Source organism: Arthrobacter livingstonensis, from assembly GCF_003219815.1.
GTDB classification, from domain to species: domain Bacteria; phylum Actinomycetota; class Actinomycetes; order Actinomycetales; family Micrococcaceae; genus Specibacter; species Specibacter livingstonensis.
Genome location: NZ_QJVD01000002.1, coordinates 263,194 through 280,382, shown reverse-complemented (window position 1 = coordinate 280,382; position 17,189 = coordinate 263,194). Strand labels below are relative to the sequence as shown.

General features: G+C 64.1%; 16 protein-coding genes. 9 read left to right on the top strand and 7 right to left on the bottom strand.

The window, feature by feature from the left end; genetic code table 11:
- Positions 1-19: 19 nt before the first annotated feature.
- Positions 20-1,036 carry a LacI family DNA-binding transcriptional regulator gene (locus CVV68_RS03330; protein WP_245933300.1) on the bottom strand — a complete coding sequence of 339 codons (1,017 nt, stop codon included), beginning with the start codon at positions 1,034-1,036 and terminating at the stop codon, positions 20-22.
- 215 nt (positions 1,037-1,251) lie between these two features.
- Here CVV68_RS03330 and CVV68_RS03325 point away from each other — a divergent pair, with 215 nt between their 5' ends.
- The 4 genes from CVV68_RS03325 to CVV68_RS03310 all read left to right on the top strand — a co-directional run bounded on the left by CVV68_RS03325 (position 1,252) and on the right by CVV68_RS03310 (position 6,529).
- Positions 1,252-3,171, top strand: coding sequence for a glycoside hydrolase family 35 protein (locus CVV68_RS03325; protein ID WP_110499580.1), 1,920 nt, complete (start codon positions 1,252-1,254; stop codon positions 3,169-3,171).
- Positions 3,172-3,425: 254 nt separating this feature from the next.
- On the top strand, positions 3,426-4,376 hold the full coding sequence (locus CVV68_RS03320; RefSeq protein ID WP_110499579.1) for an ABC transporter substrate-binding protein: 951 nt from the start codon (positions 3,426-3,428) through the stop codon (positions 4,374-4,376).
- Positions 4,377-4,442: 66 nt separating this feature from the next.
- Complete coding sequence (locus CVV68_RS03315) at positions 4,443-5,660, top strand: pyridoxal phosphate-dependent aminotransferase (RefSeq protein ID WP_110499578.1); 1,218 nt, start codon at positions 4,443-4,445, stop codon at positions 5,658-5,660.
- Between the two features lie 14 nt (positions 5,661-5,674).
- Positions 5,675-6,529, top strand: coding sequence for a polyphosphate kinase 2 family protein (locus CVV68_RS03310; RefSeq protein WP_110499577.1), 855 nt, complete (start codon positions 5,675-5,677; stop codon positions 6,527-6,529).
- Between the two features lie 162 nt (positions 6,530-6,691).
- Here CVV68_RS03310 and CVV68_RS03305 read toward each other — a convergent pair whose 3' ends face one another.
- A complete protein-coding gene (locus CVV68_RS03305) occupies positions 6,692-6,931 on the bottom strand; it encodes an exodeoxyribonuclease VII small subunit (protein WP_110499576.1) in 240 nt (79 codons plus the stop codon).
- A gap of 10 nt (positions 6,932-6,941) precedes the next feature.
- Complete coding sequence (gene xseA, locus CVV68_RS03300; protein ID WP_211320702.1) at positions 6,942-8,183, bottom strand: exodeoxyribonuclease VII large subunit; 1,242 nt, start codon at positions 8,181-8,183, stop codon at positions 6,942-6,944.
- Positions 8,184-8,376: 193 nt separating this feature from the next.
- Here xseA and CVV68_RS03295 point away from each other — a divergent pair, with 193 nt between their 5' ends.
- Both CVV68_RS03295 and CVV68_RS03290 read left to right on the top strand, forming a co-directional pair.
- The gene (locus tag CVV68_RS03295) at positions 8,377-9,210 is read left to right on the top strand and encodes a hypothetical protein (RefSeq protein ID WP_110499574.1); all 834 of its coding nucleotides are present in this window, start codon (positions 8,377-8,379) and stop codon (positions 9,208-9,210) included.
- Positions 9,211-9,219: 9 nt separating this feature from the next.
- Complete coding sequence (locus CVV68_RS03290; RefSeq protein WP_110499573.1) at positions 9,220-10,305, top strand: 4-hydroxy-3-methylbut-2-enyl diphosphate reductase; 1,086 nt, start codon at positions 9,220-9,222, stop codon at positions 10,303-10,305.
- 132 nt (positions 10,306-10,437) lie between these two features.
- On the opposite strand, the gene CVV68_RS03285 is transcribed toward CVV68_RS03290, so the two are convergent.
- A complete protein-coding gene (locus tag CVV68_RS03285) occupies positions 10,438-11,619 on the bottom strand; it encodes a DNA recombination protein RmuC (RefSeq protein WP_110499572.1) in 1,182 nt (393 codons plus the stop codon).
- A 97-nt stretch (positions 11,620-11,716) separates the two neighbouring features.
- Here CVV68_RS03285 and ychF point away from each other — a divergent pair, with 97 nt between their 5' ends.
- Positions 11,717-12,802: a redox-regulated ATPase YchF gene (ychF, locus tag CVV68_RS03280; protein WP_110499571.1), complete on the top strand. Its 1,086-nt coding sequence runs from the start codon at positions 11,717-11,719 to the stop codon at positions 12,800-12,802.
- Positions 12,803-13,065: 263 nt separating this feature from the next.
- Here ychF and CVV68_RS03275 read toward each other — a convergent pair whose 3' ends face one another.
- From CVV68_RS03275 to CVV68_RS03265, 3 genes are read right to left on the bottom strand one after another with little or no spacing between them, the layout of a single operon-like run.
- Positions 13,066-13,833: an SCO1664 family protein gene (locus CVV68_RS03275; protein ID WP_110499570.1), complete on the bottom strand. Its 768-nt coding sequence runs from the start codon at positions 13,831-13,833 to the stop codon at positions 13,066-13,068.
- Entirely contained in the window at positions 13,833-14,411 is a 579-nt protein-coding gene (locus CVV68_RS03270; protein WP_110499569.1) for a DUF3090 domain-containing protein, read from the bottom strand. The genes CVV68_RS03275 and CVV68_RS03270 overlap by 1 nt, the downstream gene beginning before the upstream one ends.
- A 24-nt stretch (positions 14,412-14,435) precedes the next feature.
- Positions 14,436-15,128, bottom strand: coding sequence for a histidine phosphatase family protein (locus tag CVV68_RS03265; RefSeq protein ID WP_110499568.1), 693 nt, complete (start codon positions 15,126-15,128; stop codon positions 14,436-14,438).
- Between the two features lie 284 nt (positions 15,129-15,412).
- Here CVV68_RS03265 and CVV68_RS03260 point away from each other — a divergent pair, with 284 nt between their 5' ends.
- Both CVV68_RS03260 and CVV68_RS03255 read left to right on the top strand, forming a co-directional pair.
- A complete protein-coding gene (locus CVV68_RS03260; RefSeq protein ID WP_110499567.1) occupies positions 15,413-15,898 on the top strand; it encodes a peptide-methionine (S)-S-oxide reductase in 486 nt (161 codons plus the stop codon).
- Between the two features lie 144 nt (positions 15,899-16,042).
- The gene (locus CVV68_RS03255; RefSeq protein WP_110499566.1) at positions 16,043-16,687 is read left to right on the top strand and encodes a dihydrofolate reductase family protein; all 645 of its coding nucleotides are present in this window, start codon (positions 16,043-16,045) and stop codon (positions 16,685-16,687) included.
- Positions 16,688-17,189 lie beyond the last annotated feature (502 nt).

Here is a 17,189-nt window from a genome sequence, read left to right as displayed (position 1 = left end):
AGGACGGCCCGCCGGGCAGTTAGCCTGCGGGCGGCGGTGCGGTGCTGGCGCGCACCACGAGCGTCGGCTCCACCAGCTCGGGAAGGTTTTCCATGTCCGGGTCCGCAATCTGTGCCAGCAGGTGGAGCACGGCACGGCGCCCGGTGTCTTCGAAGGACTGGCGGATGGTGGTCAGCGGAGGGTTGGAATAGGCTGCCAGGTCAATGTCGTCGATGCCCACCACCGACACGTCCTCGGGGATGCGCCGGCCCAGTTCACTGAGGGCGCGGATGACGCCGAACGCCATTTCATCGCTGGCCACCAAAATGGCCGTCACCTCCGGCATTCGGCCCAGGATCAGGCCGTTGCGGTAGCCGGATTCCGGGCTCCAGTCCCCGCGAAGTTCCGGCGGGATCTCGCAGCCGGCCTCGGCCAGCGTCCGGCGCCAGCTCTCCATGCGGATGGCCGCGTCGGACCAGTCGCGGGGGCCCGCTACATGCCAGACCGTCTTGTGGCCAAGGTTCAGCAGGTGCTTCGTGGCCAGGACTGCTGCGACGTCCTGGTCAACACCCACCAGGCCGTCGCCAACGCCGGAGGAGCCGTCAGTGTTGACGGTGGGGATGCGTGCCGTGAGCTGGCGGACCTTCGAGGCCGCCTCCTGCAGTGGTGCGGCGATGATAATGCCGTCCACGCCTTGGAGCACCAGCCGGCTGACGGCATCGGTCAGGGCCTGCACGCTCAGGCTGGAGGTGACCGAGTTGACCGTGTATCCGGCCTCGCGGGCCGCCAGCTCAACACCCAGGGCCAGCGAGGACCGTGAATAGTAGTTCGTGGCAAGCGTCAACACGCCGATGGTCTTGGACTGTCCCGTAACCAGGGCCCGGGCGGTATTGTTCCGGCGGTAGCCCAGTTCCTCCACCGCCTCCATCACCCGCCGGCGCGTGGCCTCCTGGACATTGGGGTGGTCGCTGAGGACACGGGAAACGGTTTGTGCCGAGACTCCGGCCGCTGCGGCGACATCGCGCATCGCGGGGCCGCGCTTGAACTTGTGTTCCATGCTGTCATCCTCATTTGGGTGGGCCAGGTGCGCCGTGCAATCAAGGCGAGTGGTGTTGGTATGAGTGTAATTGTTTCTTGTAACATCCATGCGCAATGGTCCAACATCACCGGTGGCGCTTCGTGGCCGGGCGTCCGTGCGCTTATGCTTGTTATCCATAACAGATTGTCCTTCGTCCCTTGATTGCCGAACCAGCGCCAGGAGAAAAGTTGTCCATGAATGCCGCACTGCCTGCCTCGTGGCAGGAGACTGCCGCCCACGATGGCGGCACGGCCCGCGGCCCTGGGCCCGCGGCAGCCCTGTCCCATGCCGGCCGGAAGCTTTTCAAGCAGGGCAGGGAGCACCGGATCATCGCCGGTGCCATCCATTACTTCCGCGTCCACCCGGATCAATGGCAGGACCGGATTGACCGGCTGGCCGCCATGGGCGTCAACACGCTGGACACCTATGTGGCCTGGAATTTCCACCAGCCAACCCAGGGCGCGGCCCCGGATTTCACCGGCTGGCGCGACCTTGCACGCTTCATCACGATCGCCGGGGACGCCGGCCTGGACGTGATCGTCCGCCCGGGGCCCTACATCTGCGCCGAATGGGACAACGGCGGCTTCCCTGCCTGGGCCATCGCTGATCCCGGGATGGTGCTGCGCTCCTCCGACCCCCGCTTTACCGACGTCGTGGAGACGTGGTTCGATGCCCTGCTGCCCGTCATTGAGCCACTTCAGGCCATCCATGGCGGCCCGGTGGTCGCCGTGCAGATTGAAAACGAATACGGCAGCTATGGGGACGATGCGGAGTATCTGCGCTGGAACCGCGCTGCACTGCAGTCCCGCGGCATCACCGAAATGCTGTTTACGGCCGACGGCGGCACCGACTACTTCCTGGACGGCGGCTCCCTGCCGGGGACCTGGGCGACGGCGACACTCGGATCCCGCGGCGATGAGGCCGACGCCGTGTGGGAACGCCGCCGGCCCGGCGAACCGTTCTTCAACGTGGAGTTTTGGAACGGCTGGTTTGACCACTGGACCGAGGAGCACCACACCCGCAGCGCCGCCGACGCCGCGGGCGAGGTCGGCAAGATCCTGGATCTGGGCGGTTCCGTCTGCCTGTACATGGCCCACGGAGGCACCAACTTTGGCCTGACATCAGGGGCCAACCACGACGGCGTCATCCAGCCGACCGTCACCAGCTACGATTCCGATGCCCCCATTGCAGAGGACGGCCGCCTGACGGAAAAGTTCCACGCCATGCGGGCAGCATTCTTTGCTGCGGAGGGCCGCGATTTGACCCCGGTGCCAGCGGAGCTGGCCCGTCCGGCAGCGGTGCTTCCGGCATCGGGCATTGACCTGGTTCCAACCATGGGGCTGCTTGACTGGGTCCGTGCCGTGGAGCCGGTGAAAAGCGTCAAGCCACTCTCGTTTGAACAGCTTGGCTTGGACCGGGGGCTGGTCCACTACGCCGCCTCGGCCGTGCTGCCCATCGGGGCAGGCACCGTCAAGATTCGGGGCCTGCACGACCGTGCGTACCTGTGGGTTGACGGCGACTACGCCGGAATGCTGACCGACGGGACTGCCGCGGAAGGCCTGAAAGTAGTCCACCCGGGCGGGCAGGTCAGGCTGGAAATCCTGGTGGAGAACCAGGGCCGCATCAACTACGGACCGTTGTTTGGGCAGGGCAAGGGCATCCTGGACGGTGTGCTGGTCAACCAGCGTTACGTCTTTCACTGGGAGCAGCGGGCCATCGACCTGGACCGGCCGCTGGAAGAACTGCTGAAACTCAGCGGGAACAAACGTGGGGCCGAAGCACCATCTGAAACGGGGTCGACACCAGGTGCAGCGGCCCGCAAGGGACCGGGACCGGGCTTCTTCCACGGCGACTTCCATGTTGCCGCGCCGGCCGACACACATCTGGCGCTGCCGGGCTTTGGCAAGGGATTTGTCTGGCTCAACGGTTTCCTGCTGGGCCGCTTCTGGGAAGTGGGGCCGCAGGTCACCTTGTATGTGCCCGCCCCGCTGGTGAGGGCCGGCAGCAACCGGATCACCGTCCTGGAACTCGAACACGGGGGTACACGGGCGCAGCTCCTGGAGGCTCCCGACCTCGGCGCCAAGGGCCCCACCCACGTCGAAAACCTGGGCTGACTGGCTGTTCATGTTGCTTCCGTGGTTGCACCGAAGCCTCCTACCATCTTCGAAAAATGCGGCACCATGCATGCCGCGCGCCACGGCAGCGACATGGACTGCCGCTTCCCGGCGACCTGGCAAGCGTGGCCCCAACCCCGGATGCCAAGCGCCACCGCTAAGCTTGATCTGAACGAGGCGCGCTTTTGCGTGCACCCGGAAATCACGTCAGACCCCGGCGGCCCGCACCAGGCCGCCAGACACCAAGGGAGAGCATGCGCCTGTTACGGTTGGCCGCCGCCGCGGCCGTGGCGGCGCTGCTGGTCACGGGGGCCACGGCCTGCACGCCGAGCCCCATTGTGGCCATTCCCAGCGCGGCCCAGTCGTCCGGCCCTGCTCTGGTGGTGGGCACCCCGGCGGTGCCCGACGGCGCGAACCCGCTGGAAGGGGTCCTGCTGGCCAATGTCTATGCCGCGGCCCTGAATGCGGCCGGCCTGAAGGCGACGGTCAAGGCCGAAGATCCCAAGGACCCCACGCTGCTGGACGAGCTGGCCGCCGGAACAGTGGACGTGGTTCCCGGATACTCCAGCACCATGCTGCTGCAGCTGGAACACTCCACCGGAGCCTCCACCACTGCCCAGGTCCTCGACGCGCTGAAGGCAGGGCTTCCGGCGGGCACTGCCATGCTGGACGCCGCCAAGGCCGAGGACAACGATTCCCTGGCTGTCACCACAGTGACGGCGGAAAAATACAATCTGAAAACCATCGGCGACCTGGCCAAGGTGTGCGGGAAGCTGGACTTTGGTGGCTCGACAAATTTCCGCACGAAGGACCGGGGACTCTCCACGGTGGCAACGGACTACAACTGCGTGCCCAAGGACTATCAGGAACTGCCCAACACCAACAACGAGCTCCTGCTGGCCCTGCTGCGCGGCAACATCCAGGTCGCCGACATCCACAGCTCATCGCCGGCCATCGGCGACAACGCGCTGGTGGTCCTCACGGACACCAAGGGGATCTTCCGGACGGAAACCATCGTGCCGGTCGTTGCCGCGAAGAAGGTTCCTGCGGACGTGCAGGCGGTGCTGAACAAGGTCACCGCCGCCCTCGGCAATGACGCGCTCATCAATTTGAACCGACTCGGCAGGGCCAGCCATTTTGGCTCGCCCGCCGAAGCCGCGCACGCCTGGCTCGTGCAACAGGGACTGCTTAAGGCCACTTCCTAGCCATTGGCACCACCCGGCGGGCACGTCACGCCAGCACGAGCAACGGCTGTGTGCCATATTTGGTAAATGGCAGATTTCAAGCAGTCCACCAAGCTTCACAATGTTCTCTATGACATCCGCGGGCCCGTGCTGGAACGGGCCCAAAAGTTGGAGGCCGAGGGACACCGCATCCTCAAGCTGAACATTGGCAACCCCGCGCCGTTTGGATTTGAGGCGCCGGACGCCATCCTGGTTGACATGATCCGCCACCTGCCGCACGCCCAGGGATACAGTGACTCCCGCGGCATCTTCTCGGCGAGGACCGCCGTCGTGCAGTATTACCAAACGCGCGGCATCCACAACATCCACGTCGATGACGTTTACCTGGGCAACGGCGTCAGCGAGCTCATCACGCTCTCCCTCATGGCGCTGCTGGACACCGGCGACGAAATCCTGGTGCCCACGCCCGACTACCCGCTGTGGACGGCATCCGTCAGCCTGGCCGGCGGGCGCCCCGTCCACTACCTGTGCGACGAGGACAGCGAATGGTGGCCGGACCTGGAGGACCTGGAAGCGAAGATCACGCCCAGGACCAAGGGCCTGGTCATCATCAATCCCAACAATCCCACAGGCGCTGTCTACCCGCGGCACGTTGTGCAGGCCATGGTGGACCTGGCCCGCAAGCATGACCTGGTGGTGTTCTCGGATGAGATCTACGAGAAAATCCTGTACGACGGCGCCGAACACATCAATACTGCCTCCGTCACCGGCGAGGACGTGCTGTGCATGACGTTCAGCGGCCTGTCGAAGGCATACCGGATCTGCGGCTACCGCTCCGGCTGGCTGGCCATTTCCGGGCCCAAGGCACGGGCGGCCGACTATCTTGAAGGCATCAACCTGCTGGCCAACATGCGCATGTGTGCAAACGTGCCAGGACAACACGCCATCCAGACCGCATTGGGAGGGCACCAGAGCATTGAGGACCTGATCCTGCCCGGCGGCCGGCTGAAGGAACAGCGGGACATCGCGTACCGCCTGCTCAACGAAATCCCGGGAGTCTCAACGAAACAGGCCAAAGGTGCGCTTTACCTGTTCCCCAAACTGGATCCCGAGGTGTACCCGATCAAGAGCGACGAGAAATTCGCCCTGGACCTGCTGGAGCAGCAAAAGATCCTCATCTCCCACGGCACGGCCTTCAACTGGGTCCGCCCGGACCACTTCCGGCTGGTCACGCTGCCCAACGTCAAGGACCTGGAGGAGGCAGTCGGCCGGATTGCGGAGTTCCTGAGCACGTACAAGCCCTAAGGAAAGGTTTCACCGTGTCACTACCCCTTGGATTCACTGCCCGCCCCGCCGAACTGCTGAAGGCGGGTGCCGGATTCCGACTCGCCGGGCAGCCCACCAACGCTGCGCCCGGGTTTTCCGGCAAGAAGGACGACGGCGCCGCAGCCTTGGCCGACCGGGCACCGGTTTTGGCCCAACTCCAGGAACAGCTGTTCGCCGAAAGCCGCTTCGGCGGAAGGAAGTCCATCCTGCTGGTGCTCCAGGCCATGGACACGGCGGGCAAGGGCGGGATTGTGGGCCACGTGGTGGGTGCGGTGGATCCGCAGGGCGTGAAGCTCACTGCGTTCAAGGCGCCCACGGACGAGGAAAAATCCCATGACTTCCTGTGGCGAATCCGGCCAGCCGTCCCGGGACCGGGAGTCTTTGGCGTCTTTGACCGTTCCCACTACGAGGACGTGCTCATCCACCGCGTCCACGGGTGGGCGGACGACGCCGAGCTGGACCGACGGTACGAGGCCATCAACGACTTTGAGGCAGAGCTCGCCGCCGCAGGGACCACCGTAGTGAAGATCATGCTGCATCTGGGAGCGGACGAACAGCTTGAGCGGCTCCGGGCCCGGCTGCACGACCCCACGAAGTATTGGAAGTACAGCCCCGGCGACCTGGACGAGCGGGCATTCTGGCCCGACTACATGGACGCGTACCAAAAAGTGTTTGAGCGTACGTCGTCACCGGACGCGCCCTGGTATGTGGTCCCCGCGGACAAGAAGTGGTACGCCCGCCTGGCCGTCCAGGAGATCGTGATCGAAGCCCTCGCCTCCCTGAACCTGCAATGGCCGGCCGGCAACTTCGATGTCCAGCACGAACGCGCCCGCCTCAAGTCCGCATAGGCGGAGCCAGCGAAGCCGGCATTTTCTCGCCGACTATCCGACCCACGGCCGCGGGCGGCCTTAGGGTCTCCTTTACGTCGGCTACGAAAACACCGACTCCGCCGGCGCGTAGCGACGGTACGGGCACCAGCCCCCACCTCGCGAGAGCGCCGCCGCCGGGGTTCAGCCCTCGGTTGAGGCGCGCGCGGCGTCGAGGCGGGCCTTGGCGCCCTCGAGCCATTCCTCGCACTTCTTGGCGAGGGCTTCGCCGCGCTCCCACAGGGCCAGCGAGTCTTCGAGGCTGGAGCTGCCGGCCTCCAGCTGGTTGACCACGGCCACGAGCTGCTCGCGGGCCTGCTCGTAGCTCAGTGCTGCAACGTCCGCGTTTTGCGGCTTCGGGGACGAGGGGGTTTCCTGGGCCATGGTCAGTCCTTTACTTTGTGGTGGCAGCGGCGGCGAAGTCGCCACCGGCCACACGGATGTTTAGCGGTGTGCCGTCAGGGGCCTGGACGGGGTCGCGGACAATGCTGCGGTCCTCGAGCTGTACCACGGCGTAGCCCCTGTCGAGCGTTTTCTGCGGCGAGAGGGCACGCACCTGGGCGCGCAGGTGCCGGAGCTGGTCGCCGTGGCGGCCCACCTGGCTGCGCACGGCGGTCAGGGCACGGCCGCCCAACCGGGAGACGTCGTCGTACCTGGCGGTGAGCATGGAATCCGGGTTGGCCAGGGCCGGACGGGAGCGCAGCTGGGCCAGGCGGTCGCCTTCGCGTTCAAGCAGCTGATTGATGCGGCGGTTGAGCTGCATGCGGGCGGCATCCACGCGGCCCAACTCCTCGGCCACGTCGGGCACGATCCGCTTGGCGGCGTCCGTCGGGGTGGAGGCGCGGAGATCGGCGACGTCGTCCAACAGGGGCCGGTCCGCTTCGTGGCCGATGGCGCTGACCACGGGGGTGGCGGCATCGGCCACGGCCCGGACCAGGGATTCGTGGCTGAAGGCCAGCAGGTCCTCCAGCGAGCCGCCGCCGCGCGCAATGACAATCACATCCACGGCAGGGTCGGCGTCGAGTTCGCGCAGTGCCCCGATCACGGCCGCAACGGCATTGACGCCCTGAACGGCGACCTCCCGGACCTCAAATTCGACTGCGGGCCAGCGAAGTGCTGCGTTCCGCAGCACATCCTTCATGGCGTCCGAGTTGCGGCCCGTGACCAGCCCGATCCGGTGGGGGAGCAGCGGCAGCTTCTTCTTGCGCCGCGGGTCAAACAGCCCCTCGGCGGCGAGGGCCTGGCGAAGCTGCTCAATCCGGGCCAGCAGCTCGCCCAGGCCCACGGGCCGGATGTCGCGGCCCTGCATGGACAGCCGGCCGGTTTTCAACCAAAAGTCCGGCTTGAGTAGGGCCACCACCCGGGCGCCGCGCTCCAGGGGGGTGGCGAGCTGGCTCAGCACCGAACCCCAGACGGTGACGCTGAGCGACACTTCGGCGTCGACGTCGCGGATGGTCAGATAGCTGACATTGGCGCGCTTGTTCAGCTCAATGATCTGACCCTCAACCCAGGCCGGGGGCGCCTTCTCAATATGCGCCTTCAGCTTTTGGCTCAGCATCGCCAGCGGCCACGGGTTCTCGGGGGTGGTCTCGGCAGCCGTGACGGGAATGATCTTCCGTTCCGGGGTTTCCTGCATGGGCAATGCTCACCGTCCTTGCGTGGGCAACATATCGTTTGGGAAACAAATTGTTGTTCAACTCTAGCTTTGGCCACCGACATCCACGCGCCGCCGTCCACAGGCGTGGTGCCGGGTGGGCAGGGGCCGTGGCCAAGGCAGCAATGTCAGTGACATAAAGTGGTAGCTCACCACTTCGACCAAGGGATGGTTCATGCGCACATTGGGTTCGGCAATACTCGTTCTTGTTTCGCTCTTGCTGGCGGCTGTTGCGGGTCCGGCCATCTGGGCGGAACGGAACATTGTCAGCGAGGCCGGCTTCGTGGAGCTCGCCGGACCGCTGGGCGCGAACACCGATTTCCAGCAGGGCCTCTCAACCATGGTGGCCCATCAGGCGTCCGCCCAGCTGAATGTGCCGCCTGCGCTGCAGGGACTCGCCTCCGGCATCATCAAGTCCGCGGCACAGTCCGTCTACACGCAGCCCGGGTACGCAGCAGCCTGGACGGAAACGCTGCGCCGCAGCCACGCCCTGACTTTTGCCCCGGCCGCGGACCAGCAGGGCCAGGGCGACCTCCACCTGGACATCGCGCCCATGGTCGCGCTGGTCGCAACCAAGGTTTCTGCGGACATGGGCGTGACGCTTCCCACCCCGAAGCAAGTCCCCGTCAGCCTGGACCAGCCGGCAGTGGCCAAGGCCATCCCCCTGGTGACCAAGCTGGGAGGCCTGGGTGGCTGGCTGGCATTCATCGCCGTCGACCTTCTCCTGCTGGCGGTGGTGGTGGCACGCAAAAGGTCGGCAACACTCATTTGGGCGGGACTGGGCATGGCCGTTGTCGCGCTGGTCTGGCTCCTGGGCTCGGGCTTTGCGGTGGACCAGGTCAACGCCCTTGGCGCGGGCAACGAGACGGTAGCCCAATTTGGTCGTCAAATCGGTGCGCGGGCCCAGGCGAGCTGGACCTGGGGCATCAACTTTGGATTCATAGTGGCCGGCGCCCTGGTGGTTGCGGGCCTCATTGGCCGCATGATCAGGAGAGCCCGGACAACGTAGGATGGGGGCATGAGCACCACTGCCATTTCCGTTCCCATGCCCGCCGTTCCGCGACGCCGCAGGTCGCCCGAAGAGGTGGCTGCAGCTGCTCCCGTGGTCGGCACCAAGCGCGTCCTGCTGGCCGCGCCGCGGGGCTACTGTGCCGGCGTGGACCGGGCCGTGATTGCCGTGGAAAAGGCGCTGGAACACTATGGGGCGCCCGTCTATGTGCGCAAGCAGATTGTGCACAACGTCCACGTGGTCTCTTCGCTCGAGGCCAAGGGCGCGATCTTCGTCGAGGAAAACGAGGAGGTGCCCGAGGGCGCCCTCGTGGTCTTCTCCGCTCACGGCGTTTCGCCCGCCGTGGTGAAGTCCGCGGAGGACCGCGGCCTGCGCACCATTGACGCCACCTGCCCGTTGGTGACCAAGGTCCACAAGGAAGCCGTGCGGTTCGCCAACGACGACTACGACATCCTGCTGATCGGGCACGAGGGTCACGAGGAAGTTGAAGGCACCGCGGGGGAAGCCCCGGAGCATATTCAGATTGTGAACGGTCCGCACGAGGTGGACAAGGTGCAGGTCCGTGACCCCGAAAAGGTCATCTGGCTGTCCCAGACCACGCTGAGCGTGGATGAAACCATGGAGACCGTCCGGCTGCTCAAGGACCGCTTTCCCACGCTGCAGGACCCTCCCAGCGACGACATTTGCTACGCCACCACTAACCGCCAGGTGGCCATTAAGAAGATCGCACCGCAGTCCGATCTGGTCATCGTGGTCGGATCGGCCAACTCCTCCAACTCCGTGCGCCTCGTTGAAGTTGCGCTGGAATATGGCGCGAAGGCCTCGCACCGCGTGGACTTCGCCAACGAGATCGATGAAGGTTGGTTTGAAGGCGTTGCCACCGTTGGCGTCACCAGCGGCGCCTCCGTCCCGGAAATCCTGGTCCAGGACGTGCTGCATCTTTTGGCCAGGTATGGCTACGGCGAAGTCGAAGAAGTGGTCACCGCGGAGGAAGACATCCTCTTCTCCCTGCCGAAGGAACTCCGGGCCACGTTGAAGGCTGCCGGGGACACCTCCCGCAGTCTGGGCGGTCGTAGCCACGGGCGCGTGGGCTAGGGCCTGGGCCCACGCAACCGAGGGACCCAAGTGCATCCGCGCCAGAAAATTGGTTTGGGAGCGCCTGGGTCCACGCGCCCGAGGGACCCGATCGAAGTCGCGCCAGCGGATTCGTCTGGGAGGGCGTGGGGACTAACCAGCGCGCTCCTCAAGTTCCGGCGCGGTCAATGACCGCGGTGAAACCTCCACCAACGGCGGCGTTGCCAACGTTTCCGGATCGAAGGCGTTCAGCTTGCGAGCCGTGGGCAGAACCCTCGCTTCAAGTGTGCCCACCAGCTTGTTGTAGCGGTCCACGGACGTTTTCAGGGAGGCGCCGACGCCGGACACGGCCTCGCCCAGGACGCCCAGCCGCGCATAGAGCTGCGCCGAGAGGTCAAAGAGCTCCTTGGCGCTTTCCGTCAGGACGTCCTGGCGCCAGCTGAACGCGATGGACTTCAAAATGGCCAGCAGCGAGATGGGCGAGGCCAGCACCACGCTCTTGCCCATGGCGTAGTCCAGCAGCGAGGGGTCCGCGGTCAGGGCCGAAGACAGGATGGATTCCACCGGGACAAAACAAATCACCAGTTCCGGTGAGTTGTGGGCCGACGCCCAATACTTCTTGGCGGCCAGCGCATCGACGTGGGCCTTGACCGCCTTCGCATGGCGGGCCAGGTGTTCGTCGGCCAAGGCACCCGCGCCGGGGCCGGCGTCGTGCGCGTGAAGGTAGGAGGACAGCGGCACCTTCGCATCCAGCACCAGCTCCTTGCCCCCGGGCAGCCGCACCACCATGTCGGGGCGGTGGGCGCCGTCGTCCGTAGTCGTGTGGACTTGTTCGTCAAAGTCGACGTGGGCCAGCATGCCCGCCGCCTCCACCACGCGGCGCAGTTGCACCTCGCCCCACTTGCCCCGTGCACTGTTGGACCGCAGGGCGGACTCCAGGGACGTGGTGGTGGCCAGGAGCCGGGCGTCTGCGTTCTTGGCCTCACGCAACTGCTCGGCCAGCTGGCCATACTGCTCCACCCGGTCCCGTTCCAGCAGCGCCACCTGGCGCTGGACTGCCGTCAACTTTTCCGAGACGGGCCCCAGGGCCTGGAGCACGGAAGAATCCGAGGACTGCTGCGCGGACAGCGCCCGGTTCTGGTTGAACAGCAGCCTGCGTTCGGCATCCGCTGCGGCAAAGTTCGCGTTCACCTCGCCTGCCCGCCGTTGCGCAGCCGCAGCCTCTTCCTGTGCGGCCAGCAACCGCCCGCGCAGCAGCCACGCCGCCACGGCGGCACCCGCCAGCAGCCCGGCCAACAACATCAATACCGCCACAAGCCATCCAATTCCAGTCATGTAATCACCTTCCCACGAGGAACTGACATGCTGGGCTGGCGGTGCCGCGTATTCGCTGCAGGCAGCGAAAGGGTGGCCCGGCCGGTACGATTGACGGGTGGCTCTAACTATTGGCATCGTCGGACTGCCCAATGTCGGCAAATCAACCCTTTTCAACGCACTGACACGCAACAACGTGCTCGCGGCGAACTACCCGTTCGCCACGATCGAGCCCAATGTTGGCATGGTCAGCCTGCCCGATCCGCGCCTGGCGAAGCTCGCCGAGGTCTTCGGCTCGGCCCGTCTGCTGCCGGCGACCGTGACCTTCGTGGACATTGCCGGTATCGTCAAGGGCGCCTCGGAGGGCGAAGGCCTGGGTAACAAGTTCCTGGCCACCATCCGCGAGGCCGAGGCCATCGCCCAGGTCATCCGTGTCTTTGACGACCCCGATGTTGTTCATGTGGACGGCAAGGTGGATCCCAGCTCCGACATGGAAACCATCAACACCGAGTTGATCTTGGCTGACATGCAGACCGTTGAAAAGGCCATTCCTCGTATTGAAAAGGCCGTCAAGCTCAAGCAGCGCGATGCAGCCGAGCTGACCGCCATCAAGGACGCCCAGAAGGTCCTGGAGCGTGGCGACACCATCTTCTCCTCCATCAAGAGCGACAAACTGGAGATGGAACACCTGAAGGAACTGAGCCTGCTGACCGCCAAGCCGTTCATCTACGTGTTCAACGTTGATGACGCGGTGCTGGGCAACCCGGAACGCCAAGAGGAGCTGCGTGCTCTGGTGGCTCCGGCCGACGCCATCTTCCTGGACGCCAAGCTGGAGTCCGACCTCGTTGAACTTGACGAAGAGGAAGCCCGCGAAATGCTGGAAATGAGCGGCCAGGAGGAATCCGGGCTGGACCAGCTGGCGCGTGTCGGCTTCCACACGCTGGGCCTGCAGACCTACCTGACTGCCGGACCCAAGGAAACGCGCGCCTGGACCATCCACCAGGGCGACACCGCCCCGATGGCCGCCGGCGTCATCCACTCGGATTTCCAGCGCGGTTTCATTAAGGCCGAAGTGGTCCACTTCGAGGATTTGATCGAGGCCGGCTCCATGCACGATGCCAAGGCCAAGGGCAAGGTCCGGATCGAAGGCAAGGAATACGTCATGCACGACGGCGACGTGGTTGAATTTAGGTTCAATGTGTAGGTCCTGACCTCCATGAAACCTTTTGCGATGGCCGCCATGACCACGTGTTCATGGCGGCCATGCGCTTTTCTGAGCGGTTGCCACCTCGATACAGCCAGCATTCTGCTGCATACCGAACGAGTGACCAAGATCGTGGCCGCAATCAAAGTCGGCCAAAGAACTTAATGCAACGTTCTTGCCTGGCGTTGGATCCGCTCCGCAGACGCGCCGGTAGAGGACGACTCAACGTGACACGGACTGCCAAGCCAGTAGCCGTAATTCCCCTAGAACAGCGGCCAGGGCACCGCCGACATCTCACCGCTAGGAGCCGGAAACCGCCCTGCCAAGCGCAACCGGGCGCAGCGCGCGGCGAGCGATGCGATTTCATCGGTGCTGAGCAAGTCCGCCAGGTTTCGGCCCATCTCACCGTGCAGTCCTTCGCTGACACGATCTATGCCGTCGACTTCGTCGGCGGTTAGAGCGTCTCCCCTCCATCCCCACAGCACCGTGCGCAGCTTGTGGTCACGGTGAAAGGTGAGCCCGTGGTCCACGCCGTGCCGGTGTCCGTCAGCCAGGGCAAGGATGTGGTCGCCTTTGCGGTCGGCGTTGTTGACGATGACGTCGAACACCGCCATGCGTCTGAGCGCTGGCGAGTCTTCGTGAACGAGGGCGACCATCCGTCCGTTCTCATCTCGTCCCTGGAGAACGTGTTTCCAACCTGTCGCCGGCACGTGGTCCGCCGCGATCAGGTTCACGGCGTCTTGGGCGGGATCCTGCTCCTGCCAGAGCTGCACCATTCCTTCGCCCATCGGACCATCGCGCAGCCAGGTGTGGGGCACGACGCCCCAGCCAAAGGCCTGCGAGACCAGGTAGGCGGCCACCTCCCGGTGAGCCAGCGTTCCCTGGGGAAAATCCCACAGCGGACTTTCGCCGGCTATCGGCTTATAGACGACCACCACGTCGCCGATGCTGCCAAGAAATGTAGCGTTTGAAGCCGTCGTGATACGGCCGGTGAGAGTCAGCTCGGCGGCCACTAGGTCTGGCGTTGGCATCAAACCTCGGGAAGGGTGCAGATGTGTCCGTCAGCGTCCACGGGATAACCGCAGAGCGGGCACATCGGACGCCCAGCACCCACGATCTCGCGGGCCCGCTTGGCGAATGCGCGGGCGCTGCCGACCGGCATTCGCACACGCAGCATTTCGGGCTCGTTGGCCCCGTCCACATGAAGCAATTCGTCGTAGTCATCAGCATCAGCATCAGCATCAGCATCGGAATCGTCATCGGTGATGGGGTGGGCCTCAATGACGATCTGGGCCGTGGTTGGGTCCCACCCCAAGCTCATTGCCCCGGTGCGAAACTGCTCCTGGACGGCCTCGAGCGGGTCATTGTCGACAAGTTCAATGGGAGTACCTGTGGGAATGCTGAAGGGGTTGCTCTCGACGGTGATGAGCTGGTCGAGAATTTCATCGATCTTCTCCGCGAGCAGAGCCGACTGCTGCTTCTCCAGGGCAATACTCACGACTTGCTTCCCTGCGCGCACCTGCAGGTAGAAAGTACGCGCCCCCGGAAGGCCAATGGCGCCAATGACGACCCGATCAGGCCAGGAAAACTCGTGAACACGTGTGCGCATGTCAGTATTCTAGGCCCATGAGCTTCATGGCGCCCTTTGACCTGCACCGCCGCCCACCGGCGCATCGCCAGAGTCGATGCCGTTCGACAACCACGACAGATCACCCGCATCGGTGTTGGTCGCATAGACGCTTGGCCGACTAGCGCCGTAGCGCACGATCGATATGGAGGCGGGGCCCACGTTGATTCGCTGGAATAGGTCAAGGTGCATGCCGAGCGCGTCGGCGAGGATTGACTTAATGATGTCTCCGTGACTCACTGCCGCCCACACGGCCCCTGGCCCGTGCTCGGATTCGAATGCTGCATCGTGGCGTCGAATTGCTGCCACTGATCGAGCCTGCATCGCGGCCAGGGATTCACCGCCCGGAAAGACGACGGCGGACGGTTGCGACTGGACCACCGGCCACAAATCCTCGGTCGTGAGATCACTGAGCATGCGGCCCTGCCACTGGCCGTAATCGCACTCGGTGAGATCGAGGTCAACTGGCGCGTACGGCGCGCCCGTCTGGCGATCGATGATGAACTGGGCGGTCTGCTGACAGCGCTCAAGAGGGCTCGACACCACCCCGACTAAAGGCACGGGCGCGAGCCGGTCTCCGCTCAGGGCCGCCTGGTCCCGCCCAATCTGGTCCAGGCTGACTCCGAAAGCCCGACCGGCCAGCAGCCCAGTGGCATTGGCTGTGGAGCGGCCGTGCCGCACGAGAATAACTGTCGCCATCCACCCAGCCTAACCACCCGCTCGGTGGCAGTGCGAACGTACCCGCCCGGGCGACGAGCTTCCCGAGTCGAATCCGGCGTGTCGAGCTGGCCGCACAAACGTCCCGCTCTGGAGTCTGTCGCGGAAGAAGCAGAGATTCTTCGGTAACGGAACCGGGGCGAGCCTCCTCCGCGGAGCTGATGCGTGAGCTCGGCAGCTGAATTCGTGCACTGTCAAACAAGGTCAAATACGTTCCATCAGCAGCGACAGTGATTTGCAAGGGCGCGTACGATCGGTGTGTGGATATGGAGCGCAAGTTTGAGGAACTCTATCTCGCGGGCGGCTGCCTCTGGGGTGTGCAGGCGTTCGTCGCGACTCTACCCGGGGTGACGTTCACAGAGGCTGGACGGGTCAACGGTACCAGTCAGCACATCGACGGGGACTACGACGGCTATACGGAATGCGTGAAAACACGATTCGATCCGTGCGTCGTGAGCGTCGAGCAGCTGATGGCATACCTCTTTGAGATCATCCACCCTTACGGGGTGAACAGACAGGGGCCGGATGTCGGAGAGAAGTATCGCACCGGTGTGTACTCCGGCAACCTGGCCCACCTCGAAGAGGCGCGGGTCTTCATCGCGACGAGAGACGACGCTGACCGCATCGCCGTCGAGGTGCTGCCGCTTGCCAACTATGTGCAAAGCGCGGAAGAGCATCAGCATCGTCTCGCTCGTTTCCCGGAGGACTCCTGTCACCTCTCCATGGAACTGTTGGCTAAGTACCGCCGGTGAAGTCGGCCCTGACTGTTGAATCTCGCCAGAAGTCGGTATATGCGAGGACCCGGTGGAGTTCCGCTTCAAAATGTTGATTGCCGTTGGAAAACACGGTGAGCTAGAGTTCAAATATTTCCAGATCTCGACTACACAGGGGTTCTCATGGTTCAAACGCGAGTGCACAACCTGTTCGTTTCTTCCGATGGATATGCCGCTGGAGACCACGTGACGCTCGAAGAGCCCATCGGGGGAGCTGGGGCGCTTTTTGGCAAGTTCGACGGACGTGTCATCCATGGAATTCATCGCATTAAGGACCCCGTGACCGTGGATCGGGCCATGTTCAGTATGTGGGGCCAGGGCATCGGGGCGGAGATCATGGGCCGCCGTAAATTTGGTCCGCAGTCGGGGGAATGGCCCGACGACGGCTGGGAAGGTTGGTGGGGCGACGAACCTCCGTTCCTCACTCCGGTTTTCATTCTGACCCACTTTCCTCGTAAAACTCTCGAGTTTGCTAACGGCACCAGCTTCCACTTTGTCGATGCGTCACCCGAGAAAGTGCTTCGCCTTGCGCAGGATGCGGCGGGCGGGTTGGATGTGCGGATAGGCGGTGGCCCGTCGACGGTGAGCGAATTCCTCCAGGCCGATCTCATCGACTTCCTGCATGTGGCGATCGTTCCGATTGTGCTCGGCTCCGGTGTCCGGATCTGGGATCATCTGGCTGGCTTGGAAGACCGGTTCAGCGTCGAATCCATCAGCACATCCAGTGGGCTGACTCATCAGCTGTGGAACAGGATTGGCCGCGACTGAATACTTCAGCATGATCAGTTGCGGCTGGATTTATGGCGTTCGGAACGGTGCGCCGCATTTGCTCCACGCTGAATTGGCCAAAGCTGATATGGAATTCAACGTCGGCTACGGTGCCCGTATGCAGTCTGACTTGCGAACGCCTAATTTCTCGCGTTCGGGCCAGATCTGGTGTTTCAGATTATGGAATCAGCCAGTAGCGACTAGGCAGTTCGGTAGTGGCGCGATATGAGGATGACACCGATTCCGGCAATCAATGCGATGCCGCCAGGAATGGCTTGCCCGAAGGCCATAGCGAATAGTGGCAAAACGAGTGCGAACCAAGTGCCGACCAGTAGAAGGACTATTGCTGCTAGCCATCCGAGGGCGCGCAGCGGACTCTTGTTTGTCTGTTGTGTGCTCAACATCGTCCCCCTCAAGACAGTAGCTAGATTCTAAGGATCAAGTTAGATCTGTAGGCCGTCGGCCCGATGACTCATAAATGCTGGGCCGCGATTCATATGTC